Here is an 11,004-nt window from a genome sequence, read left to right on the forward strand (position 1 = left end):
TATATAATAATGTATAATTTGTTATTTGAGGGCAAATGTACGTAAATTATTCGAAATATATATCAGCCCAAGGAAAAACGAACCGCCCAAGTAAACGGATGGTTCTCAAAAAGATATTTACGCAACTATAAATGCTATAAACAACCTATTCCAAAAAAAGACTTATTCTTTTGTTTTTTAAAGAAAACTTCCTATCTTTGCACCCGCTTAACAGCAAACAAGGATCGATTCGCTAGCTCAGCAGGTAGAGCACAACACTTTTAATGTTGGGGTCCTGGGTTCGAGCCCCAGGCGGATCACTGAAAACAAAAGAAAAACCAAGCAAATCCCTGATAATCAGACATTATCAGGGATTTCTTTTTTCTGGCAGGTAGCAGAAAATATCCATTTCAAGCATATTATCGGTGGATAAATCGTGGGACTAAAATTTAGTTCGAAAAAGTCCCACGAATTTGCATATTTCTCACTGATTCATAGCATTTTGCATGGTCGTACTTTGGAAGAGAATACATAGTTTTGTAACTCTAAAAACAATGTAAAAATGGCTAGAAAATCATTTTCTGTTTTGTTCTTTATCAAAAAAGCCAAGTTATTAAAGAACGGAGAAGCACCTGTGTGCATGAGAATTACTGTAAACGGCTGTATGGTAGATATTTCTATCAAAAGAAGTTGTCCCGCAAACCTATGGAATCAAGCAAAAGAGAATTCAAAAGGAAAAGACCGTATGTCGGTGGAACTGAACCATTACATAGAAATCACACGCTCACGCATACACCAAATTTATAGGGAACTGGAAACTTCCGACAAGGTTATCACCGTTGATCTTGTGAGAAAGTTATATTATGGTGTGGACGAAGATAACAAAACGCTATTGCAGGTATTCAGGGAGCATAACGAACAAATCCGTAAGCTGATCGGCAAAGACTTTGTTAGTAAGACGGTACAACGGTATGAAACCACTACCCGATATTTAGAGGAATTCATTAAGAAAGAATATCAGCTATCGGATATTGCCTTGAATAACTTAGAAGCGAATTTCATTTCTAAATTTGATGCTTTCTTGAAGATTGAAAAAGGCTGTGCGCAAAACTCCGCTATCACCCGATTGAAGAACTTGAAAAAAATTATCCGCATTGCTTTAGAAAACGATTGGATTAAAAAAGATCCATTCGCTTACTATCGCTTCAAACTAGAAGAAACCGATCCTGAATTCCTGACGATGGACGAGATTAAAATCATTCTTGCAAAAGAGTTCAGTATTAAACGAGTAGAACAGGTGCGAGATATTTTTGTTTTCTGCATCTTTACAGGTTTGGCGTTCAGCGATGTTAAAGATTTATCGCATGAACATCTGGTAAAAGATAATAAAGGAGAACTTTGGATAAGAAAGAACCGCCAAAAGACAAAAGTCATGTGTAACATTCCTGTGCTACCTGTGGCAGCTTCTATTCTTGATAAATATAAAGATGTGGCAGAATGTACCGGAAAACTATTGCCTGTATTGAGCAATCAACGTATGAACAGTTATTTGAAAGAAATTGCAGATGTGTGCGGAATTCAGAAAAATCTTAGCACTCATACCGCCCGTCATAGCTATGCCACAAGCATTTGCCTAGCGAATGGCGTAAGCATGGAGAATGTAGCAAAGATGTTAGGTCATGCAGATACCAGCGTAACTAAACACTATGCACGAATACTGGATCAGAATATTCTAAAGGATATGCAGAAAGTAAATAGCTGTTTGTCGGAATTGGCTATATAATAAAGATAGTAGCTAATATTGAAAAAGGATTGGGAAGAATGAATTTCATTTTCTCAATCCTTTTCTTTTAAAGTAAGTTTTCCAGAACTCAATATGAAACATTGACAAAGGTAAATTCCGTATTTAGCCTGTTCAAGTCCAAGCCTTCGGTTTAGAAGAAAATCTTCCTCTCACTATGTTCGAGCGTATTTTCATCTAAAGACTTGCACAGACTAAATACTTCACTGGAAAAGTCAATGATTCAAATTAAACTCCGAAAAACAATGTTTTTGAGAGTGGTAGGTTATTCTTTCCAACTTTCAAAATAGTGTTTTTGAAGCAATTTGTCAATATCACTTTGGCGGTAGATGATTTTGCCTTTTATCTGGATAAAGGGGATTAGACCTGTATCTCGCCATTCTTGCAGAGTTCGTAAACTGACATTCAGTTTCTTGGAAACTTCATGGTTGGAAAGAAATCGTTCTCCGTTCAAGTGGGGCTTATAGTGCTTTACAATCGATTCAATACCGTTCAGCATTGAATCAAGCGAAGAAATAAATTCTTTGACTTGCGGTGTATCTTTATTTATTAATTCCATGATTGAAAGATTGTTTTATTGAAATATTGATTTCAAGATGGCTATATGGCTGATTAGTTACGCAGATAGTCACCAAGTGATGAGATGCTAAGTACATCTTTTGCCGGATCATAATCTATATAAAGCCGTTTAAATGCAGTGGCAATAAAATACTGGATACCATCTTGCTGTATCTCATAAGTAGCGGGTGAAGCCTGTTTGGTCGTTTCCGATACATATATAATAGAAAGAAGATAGTCTTTATCGTTCCGGTAGATGATAACCGTAGGATTCAGATTAATGCTTTCCCATGTGCCGACAATGGAAAACAGGTTGAAGGACGGATAATCTTTTTTAGTTCTTTTCATAAGGCATGATTTGTTTGGGTGATTGATTCTGTGTTTCGCTTTCTGCAATAATTCTTTCAATATCGGAAGACTTATAATAAATCTTGCTCCCTATTTGAGAATAAGCCAGTCGCCCACTACTTCGGTAATATTGCAGCGTTCGTTTACTAAAACCTAACAACAGGCACACTTCCTGACTATCCAGCCAGTTTTCTACTTTTTGAGTATGAGTACTGCACAAACTTTCTATTTGTTTGGCAAACTCCATGAACCTCTCGCAGACATACGAGAATGTTCTTTTTTCGATGGTTACTACTTCCATACATTTAATTTTTAATGGTTTATAAAACGTATTGATTCTATTTCACCAGCAAATGAAAGAAGAATCAAGAGCCGTTTTCCAAACTGTCTGGAAGTGGTAGGATAAAGCTACTAATGTCTAACTACCTAAATATATATATAAGAATCTGGGGTAGTTAAAATAGCAAACTCACTATCAGAATCACTTAATAAAACAGATAAAAGGACGCAGAAAACTAGTTATGAACTTACATCATAGTCTATAGCCTGTTTTTATTTGCTTCATTATTGTAATGCGGAGATTAAGCATTATATTTACCGCAATATGTTCAGTAGACACATAGGTGTGAAATGAGAGAAAGTGAAATTCTATATCCGTCACTATCGCTTTCCCAATATATTAAATATTATTGGGTGCTAAAGACCGATGAAATAGAACCGGTAAGGATTCAAACTATTCCATCGGGCTGTGTACATCTTGTTTTTCATCGAGGTGATAATTTGAATATCCAATCAAAGGGCTTACAGCCAAAGAATTTTATTCGAGGGCAATTTTCTGTTTATGGGAGTTTAGCTTCTAAGGGCAATATTGATATGATTGCTATTATATTTCATCCCTTGGGCTTAACCCCTTTTATACAATGTCCCATGAGTGACTTATATAACCGTTACATAGACATTGAAGATTTAGAGGATATAGAATTAAACCATCTTAAAAATGCCATTTCCAGTGAAAGCAACGTTCAGACTTGTATTGAGTTTATCGAACTTTTTCTCATGAAGCGGCTGATTGATATAGATTACAATCACAAAAGGGTACAGAATTCTATCAGCCAAATAATCAATCAACCGCAAATAGAGGTGAATACTCTTGCTGAAAGTGCTTGTTTAGGATATAGGCAGTTTAAAAGAATATTTACCAACCATGTAGGGATGAGCCCTAAAGAATATTACAGAGTAGTCCGTTTTCAGCGAGTTCTGTATCTATTACAGAATAATCCGGAAATAGAGATTGCAGATCTGACTTATTCCTGTGGCTTTTATGATCCCTCGCACTTGGTAAAGGACTTTAAGGAGTTTTCAGGTTGTTCGCCAACTCAATATTTATCTTCCCATTCTCCTTATTCTACATTCTTCTCCGAAGACTGTAGGCTTAATGTTATCACATCCAATCGTTTTGCATAGCTTCGATTTGTATAAAGTCAGTTTTTTACAAGTGAACGATAGGCAAAAGCCTTATTTTTGCAGAAGAATTTAAAACTGAAACATGATACAAAGAACTAATTTTAGCTATATAACCGATGGAATTGCAAAGGTTATTGAAACGGAAGAGAGGTTGTTAAACGACTTGTCTGTAGAAGTGATAACACAAAGAATAAACAGGCAGAATCGTACCATCAAGCAGATACTCGGTCATTTGATTGATTCGGCATCTAACAATCACCAACGAATGGTGCGCCTGCAATACAGCAAAGACCTGCTTTTTTTCCCTGATTATCGTCAGGATAATGACCTGTGGATAGCTCTGCAAGATTATCAAAATACAGATTGGGCTAACTTAATCCAATTATGGAAGTTTTATAATTTACATATCATTCACGTTATTCATTCCGTAGATGTAACGAAATTAGATAATTACTGGTGTGATTTTGAAGGAACTAAGGTTACACTAAAAGAAATGATAGAGGGTTATTTAGATCATTTACACTTGCATATGAAAGAAATTCATGAATTAGCTGAAAGCACTATTCAATAAACTATGCAGTTATTTGCGACAAGTATAACATATTGGAGTATAATTCATAGAATATTTTATCGAACTCGTGAAAAAGAGTTACCCATCAAATTTGTTTTCAGAAAAACATTAAAATATATCGCTATTTAAATAGAAATCGCTATTTTAGCACACTGAACCAACACACTCTATATGTAGATACGCGGATATTCTATCCATACAAACTTTTTGTTGTAGCAGAAAACCTTTCTGTTACTTGTTTGCGTATCATTTCCTAACATTTTAGCAATATTATTTTTAGCCCGAAAAAGGTGCGTAAATTTCTATGTTTGTAACGGATAGTTGTATTTCTTATCCTATTATGGGATTTTTAAAATAACAAATATTCAAAATACAAATGAGAATCATCAACAAAAAACCAGTTCTATTTGAAAAGTCCAATCATAATATTTGGACTGATCCTTATATTCAGCAGCAAATATTAAAAAAACATCTCGATTTTCAGTCTGATGAAGCTAGCCGAAGGCAAGAATCTGTTTTAAAGATAGTAAATTTTGTTCTTAAACATTCAAAACCTAAAAGTCATTTACTTGATTTGGGATGTGGACCGGGATTATATACATCACTTTTTGCAGATGCAAATTATATTGTAACAGGTATTGACTTTAATAAGTCTTCAATAGAGTATGCTAAAAGAAAACGGAATGGAATAAACTACATTCTGAATGACTACATTAATGATTACCCCAATGGCAAGTACGATACTATAACAATGATCTATTGTGATATGGGAACTCATTCCGATAGTGACCGTGATCGGTTACTGAATAATATATATCACTCTCTTACTAATGGCGGAACTTTTATTTTTGATGTTTTCTCAGAAAGAATAATTAGTGACAGACGGGAAAATAAAAATTGGGAATATGCACCTCAAGGTGGTTTCTGGGATGAAAAAGAATATCTGCTTTTGAGCCAAACATTCCATTATCCTAAGAACAAAGTATTTGCATATCAACATAACTTGCTACTCGAAGGAACAATCAAACATTTTATTATTTGGGAAAGATATTATTCAGAGAAAGAAATAACAGACATATTAGAAAAGGTCGGATTCCGCAAAATAACAATTTATAGAGATTTACTCGGTAAGAACAATTTCACATCAAGCAGTGAAATTTTCATAGTTGCAGAAAAGTGAAATGTTTGATTATATGTAACCTAGCCATTTAAAGTATAAGTGAAACGTTTCTTAGAAACAAAGTTATTCAAACTACTCTCTTGCTCTGTTAATGGCAATGAGATTGATCGTATAGAATTATCAATGGCTTATGATGATTTTGTACGGCAACTCCTTTTGTTTTGTCAGGAAGAACAGAATATTATATTATTATGCTTTGCTATAAATTACACAGTAGCAGAGGTAAAAGAATTGAATATGCGTCTAGAGGTTGAGGATGATAAATCTTCACTTGAAATCCGGTTGTTAATAATTAAGGTATTAAGTATATTGGATTCTACTTTTAAGGTGATACAATTTCGCTTAGATAACCCTGATTTATTTCCGATAAACACAGAAAATAGTTTTGACCCTGATGTGTATTTAGCTAATGATGTTGATATGATTGATATAATGGAATTGATATGCGGTTTATTTTATTCACACTCCGTAAAAAACAAGATTGGAAATCCTGTAAATTTTTCAGAACTGGCACGGGTATTTGAGAAAGGAATGAACTTTAAATTTGCAGACATATATAAGAAAAGGGATGATGTTTTTAAGCGTAAAGCTACAAAACTGACAGAATTTCTAAATGAATTAATAATCGCTATCAAGATAGAAAGTAAAAACAGAGGGTATTTGTAAATCAGTAGCTTATCAATAATTTATAGGGGAATAGATGATCTACTCCCCTAATTTATTTGCGCCCGTTTGCTGAACTTTGCTTTATCAATCGATTGGAAATCTTAATGTTTAACTTAAAAATAAAGCAAAATGTATATAGACAACGAAGACTTTGAAAAATGGATGGAGAAGCTATCCAAGAAACTCACTGAAATAGGGCAAGACCTAAAATCTCTTATAAACACCGATAAGGTACTGGATGATAATGAAAAGATACTCGACAATCAGGATTTAGCCTTTCTATTGAAAGTATCTTTCCGAACACTTCAACGTTACAGAGTAAGCGGACAACTACCCTACTTTACCATCGGAAAGAAGACCTACTATCGAGCGAATGATATTCGGGCTTTTGTTCGTGAACGTGCCGACTCTCAAATCTACAAACAGTTTGAAAAAGCTAATCAATTAGAGAATCAGCCGTGAAAGCAAAAGATAGCAGAGGAAAGAAGCCTATGTTTAGGCTATTTCTCTATGTTACCACCCCAATTTAGCAGAAACAGCTACACCTTCCGGCTTCGCTCGTTTCGCTAAATTGAGCAAGAGGGAACTGGACAAGTCCTGTTCTTCCCTCTTGCTCTGCGAGGCAAAGCCTTCGGCTTTAGCGTGTTACAAGAACACGCTGTAATAACACCAGTAATAAGCATTTTCTTTGTAATGCTTATTATCAGGCATTTATCTATTCATTTTTCTATAATAAAGTAATTACCATGCCAAATAGCAGTCGAAAAACGATATTCACTACCATTTCCATAGACAAGGAAACGGCAGCTTTGGTAGAGAAGATATGCAAACGCTATTCACTGAAAAAGAGCGAAGTTGTAAAGTTGGCGTTCAAGTATATAGATAAGGCGCATATAAACCCATCGGAAACACCTGAATCGGTAAAATCAGAACTGGCGAAAATAAATAAAAGGCAGGATGATATTATCCGCTTCATCCGCCACTATGAGGAAGAGCAACTGGATCCGATGATACGAGCTACAAATTCTATTGCTCTGCGTTTCGATGCTATCGGCAAAACTTTGGAAACTCTTATTCTCTCTCAACTGGAAGCCAGTCAGGAGAGACAAACAGCCGTACTCAAAAAGTTAAGTGAACAGTTTTGTAATCATGCCGATGTTATAAACAACCAGTCCAAACAGATTAATGCACTTTACCAGATACACCAACGAAATTACAAAAAGCTACTTCAACTGATACAACTCTATTCGGAGCTATCCGCTTGTGGTGTGATGGATAGCAAAAGGAAGGAGAACTTGAAAACTGAAATCAGTAATCTAATAAATGCGTAGGATTATGCACATAGATTTTGCTCCACCATCAAACGGAACATATAACAATGCAGGAAGTAGCCGACAGCTAGCTAATTATTTAGAGCATGAAGATTTAGAACGAATGGAGAAAGGTCTTTATACTGAGGGCTTTTTCAATCTGATAGAGGATAATATCTACAAATCAAAAGTAATAAAGGATATAGATAGTAATATCGGACAACTCTTAAAAACAGATGCTAAGTTTTATGCTATTCATGTCAGCCCATCGGAAAGCGAACTTCGGGCAATGGGAAATACTGAACAGGAGAAAGCCGAAGCAATGAAGCGGTATATCCGAGAGGTCTTTATCCCTGAATACGCCAAGAACTTCAATAAAGAGCTATCCGAAGCGGATATAAAATTTTACGGAAAGATACATTTCGACCGCAACCGCTCCGACAACGAACTGAATATGCACTGCCATTTGATTGTGAGCCGGAAAGATCAAACGGGTAAGAAAAAGCTATCACCGCTAACCAACCATAAGAACACCAAGAACGGAATAATCAAAGGTGGTTTTGACCGTGTGAACCTGTTCCTACAAGCAGAAAAGAGGTTTGATAAGTTGTTTGACTACCCGCGTCAATTATCAGAATCCTTTGAGTATGCCAATACTATAAAAAACGGTTCTATAACGAAACAACTTGAACTACAAGAGCTGGAAATCCAATCTCATGAAAGAAAAATAAGAATCAATCAAGATAACAACAACGAAAACTTGTTTACTTTCAATCTTGAAAACAAACAAGCTAATAATATAGTTTTTAGCACAAATCCTCCTATAACCGCTCAAAAAGGAAGTAAGACTTCTATCAACTCTTTAAAGAAACAGGGAGCTAGCCAAGTATTAGACTTACTTGTATCTTTTATTCCACCAAAAATAGAATCTGCCCCAGTTTTTGCTTTACCTGAAGAATTTGTTTTAAAATCCAGAAAGAAAAAGAGAAAAAGACGTAAATTGTAGCCCTTCTCTTGAAAAGGAAATGCTTCATCTATATGCGTAAATTCGTATATACATGATATTCAATAGCTTATTTAAAAAAAACAAAAACAAGGGTTTGAAAAAACTGGATCAAAATACTGTTTTTTGCTTATCTTTTTATACATTTGCAGTTACTTGAAGGAAACTATAAGAAAGTAACATGGAATTTTTTTATTAAAAATGCAAATTGTAAACTTTCTATACCTTCTAAATGTAAATTAGATAGTTAAGAATGTCAGAAATAATAAGAAATAAGTCAATAAAGCCTTTTTTAAAATGGGCAGGTGGCAAAACTCAATTAATTGGAGAGTTAGAAAATTTTATACCTTCCAATTATAATACTTATATTGAGGCCTTCCTTGGAGGCGGTGCTTTGTTTTTCCATTTGCATCCCCCTAAAGCGATATTATCAGATATTAACCCTGAATTGATTAATTGCTACATATGTATTAGGGACAATGTTGATGTTGTAATATCTCTACTTAAAACATTCGAGAATAATGAGGGTAATTATTATCAAATAAGGAGTTGTGATATATCTTATTTAACGCCAGAGGAAAGAGCCGCAAGATTTATTTTTTTGAATAGAACCTGCTTTAACGGTTTGTATAGAGAAAATAAAAAAGGAGAGTTTAATGTTCCATATGGGAAATATGTCAATCCTAAAATTTGCGATGAGAAAAAACTATACGATGCACATGAGGCATTACAAAATGTGAAGTTAATTTGTGGAAATTATAAAACAGTTCTAAGAAGATATGCTCAACATAATGATTTTATTTTTTTAGACCCACCCTATGTTCCCATTGGAAAGTATTCTGATTTTCAAAGATATAATAAAGATTTTTTTTATGACGATGATCACATAGAGTTAAGAGATGAATTCAAGCGATTAATTAATATTGGTGCCAAAGTTATATTAACTAATTCCAATACAGAGTTTGTGCACGAATTATATGCTGGATTTCCTTCACAAACATTTGAAACCAAAAGATTAATAAGTAGTAGGAGTGAAACAAGGACTGGTCAGGATCTGGTAATTTATTCTACGAATGGGAAAAAGAAGTTAGATTCAAAGTTAGAATTATTAGCAAACTTTCCAGGAACAAGATATATGGGAAGTAAATATAAACTGCTTCCCTTTTTGTGGGATTCAATAAAAGAGCTTGAGTTTAAGTCTGTACTAGATGCCTTTTCTGGGAGTGGATGTGTTTCTTATATGTTAAAACAAAAAGGAATAGAAGTTTATTCAAATGATTTCATGGCATTTTCAGCAAATATTACAAAATCCATTGTTGAGAATTCAAAAATAAGAATTGAGCCCAAAGATATTGAGTTACTACTTAGTTTAAATAGAAAAGCTACAAATTTTATCACCACAACATTTAAAGACCTATATTTCAATGATGAAGATAATCTTTTTTTAGACAATCTAATTGCTAACATTAATCAATTAGAAGATAAATACAAAAAAGCTATTGCATATGCTGCAATTACAAGAGCTTGCATGAAGAAAAGACCTAGAGGAATTTTCACTTATACCGGAGAAAGATATGATGACGGAAGAAGGGATTTACAATTATCATTACAAGAACATTTTTTAGAAAACATTGAAGGCTTTAATAAAGCCGTATTTGATAATGGACAAAAAAATATTTCATATAACAAAGATGTTTTTGATTTAGATGTAGATGTAGATCTTGTTTATTTTGACCCTCCCTATTTAACTGCAAAATCAGATAATGATTATATAAGAAGATATCACTTTGTTGAAGGACTAATTAAAAACTGGCATGGCGTACAAATTGATTTTTCTACTAAAACCAAAAAATTCAAAAAATATCCATCTCCTTTTGATTCGAAATCAACAGTAAATGACGCTTTAGACAAGCTTTTCTGCAAATTTCAGAAAAGTATATTAGTTGTTTCCTATTCATCAAACTCTATTCCGTCAAAAGAAGAAATGATTGAAATTTTAAGTAGGTATAAAGACAATGTAAAATTAAAAGAAATTGATTACAAATATTCTTTCGGTAATCAAAATCATAAAATAGGCGATAATTCAAATTTTGTAAAAGAGTATTTATTTATTGCAACATAATA

12 protein-coding genes and 1 tRNA gene are annotated in these 11,004 nt (G+C 34.0%); 10 read left to right on the forward strand and 3 right to left on the reverse strand.

From position 1 onward, the window contains the following. The first annotated feature begins 226 nt into the window (after positions 1-226). Together H8744_RS15890 and H8744_RS15895 are read left to right on the forward strand one after the other, a co-directional pair. A tRNA-Lys gene (locus tag H8744_RS15890) sits at positions 227-299 on the forward strand. 242 nt (positions 300-541) lie between these two features. Then, positions 542-1,762 (forward strand): site-specific integrase, encoded by a 1,221-nt coding sequence (locus tag H8744_RS15895; RefSeq protein ID WP_262435781.1) that lies wholly within the window; start codon positions 542-544, stop codon positions 1,760-1,762. A 283-nt stretch (positions 1,763-2,045) separates the two neighbouring features. Here H8744_RS15895 and H8744_RS15900 read toward each other — a convergent pair whose 3' ends face one another. From H8744_RS15900 to H8744_RS15910, 3 genes are read right to left on the reverse strand one after another with little or no spacing between them, the layout of a single operon-like run. Beyond that, positions 2,046-2,339, reverse strand: coding sequence for a helix-turn-helix domain-containing protein (locus H8744_RS15900; protein WP_002560566.1), 294 nt, complete (start codon positions 2,337-2,339; stop codon positions 2,046-2,048). Between the two features lie 53 nt (positions 2,340-2,392). Next, complete coding sequence (locus H8744_RS15905) at positions 2,393-2,686, reverse strand: DUF3876 domain-containing protein (protein WP_149918051.1); 294 nt, start codon at positions 2,684-2,686, stop codon at positions 2,393-2,395. Then, positions 2,673-2,987 carry a helix-turn-helix domain-containing protein gene (locus H8744_RS15910; protein WP_262435782.1) on the reverse strand — a complete coding sequence of 105 codons (315 nt, stop codon included), beginning with the start codon at positions 2,985-2,987 and terminating at the stop codon, positions 2,673-2,675. The genes H8744_RS15905 and H8744_RS15910 overlap by 14 nt, the downstream gene beginning before the upstream one ends. Before the next feature lie 329 nt (positions 2,988-3,316). Here H8744_RS15910 and H8744_RS15915 point away from each other — a divergent pair, with 329 nt between their 5' ends. The 8 genes from H8744_RS15915 (at position 3,317) to H8744_RS15950 (ending at position 11,002) form a co-directional block, all read left to right on the forward strand. Continuing rightward, a complete protein-coding gene (locus tag H8744_RS15915) occupies positions 3,317-4,150 on the forward strand; it encodes an AraC family transcriptional regulator (protein ID WP_262435783.1) in 834 nt (277 codons plus the stop codon). 82 nt (positions 4,151-4,232) lie between these two features. Continuing rightward, a complete protein-coding gene (locus H8744_RS15920) occupies positions 4,233-4,721 on the forward strand; it encodes a DinB family protein (protein WP_262435784.1) in 489 nt (162 codons plus the stop codon). 376 nt (positions 4,722-5,097) lie between these two features. Then, entirely contained in the window at positions 5,098-5,901 is an 804-nt protein-coding gene (locus H8744_RS15925) for a class I SAM-dependent methyltransferase (RefSeq protein WP_262435785.1), read from the forward strand. Between the two features lie 39 nt (positions 5,902-5,940). Next, positions 5,941-6,567, forward strand: coding sequence for a hypothetical protein (locus H8744_RS15930; RefSeq protein ID WP_262435786.1), 627 nt, complete (start codon positions 5,941-5,943; stop codon positions 6,565-6,567). A 129-nt stretch (positions 6,568-6,696) separates the two neighbouring features. Then, positions 6,697-7,029, forward strand: coding sequence for a helix-turn-helix domain-containing protein (locus tag H8744_RS15935; protein WP_262435787.1), 333 nt, complete (start codon positions 6,697-6,699; stop codon positions 7,027-7,029). Between the two features lie 284 nt (positions 7,030-7,313). Beyond that, a complete protein-coding gene (locus tag H8744_RS15940) occupies positions 7,314-7,898 on the forward strand; it encodes a BfmA/BtgA family mobilization protein (protein WP_262435788.1) in 585 nt (194 codons plus the stop codon). Positions 7,899-7,902: 4 nt separating this feature from the next. Beyond that, complete coding sequence (locus tag H8744_RS15945) at positions 7,903-8,883, forward strand: DUF5712 family protein (RefSeq protein ID WP_262435789.1); 981 nt, start codon at positions 7,903-7,905, stop codon at positions 8,881-8,883. A gap of 250 nt (positions 8,884-9,133) precedes the next feature. Then, positions 9,134-11,002, forward strand: a complete 1,869-nt coding sequence (locus tag H8744_RS15950; RefSeq protein WP_262435790.1) for a Dam family site-specific DNA-(adenine-N6)-methyltransferase — start codon at positions 9,134-9,136, stop codon at positions 11,000-11,002. Positions 11,003-11,004 lie beyond the last annotated feature (2 nt).

It is taken from the genome of Jilunia laotingensis (assembly GCF_014385165.1).
GTDB lineage: Bacteria > Bacteroidota > Bacteroidia > Bacteroidales > Bacteroidaceae > Bacteroides > Bacteroides laotingensis.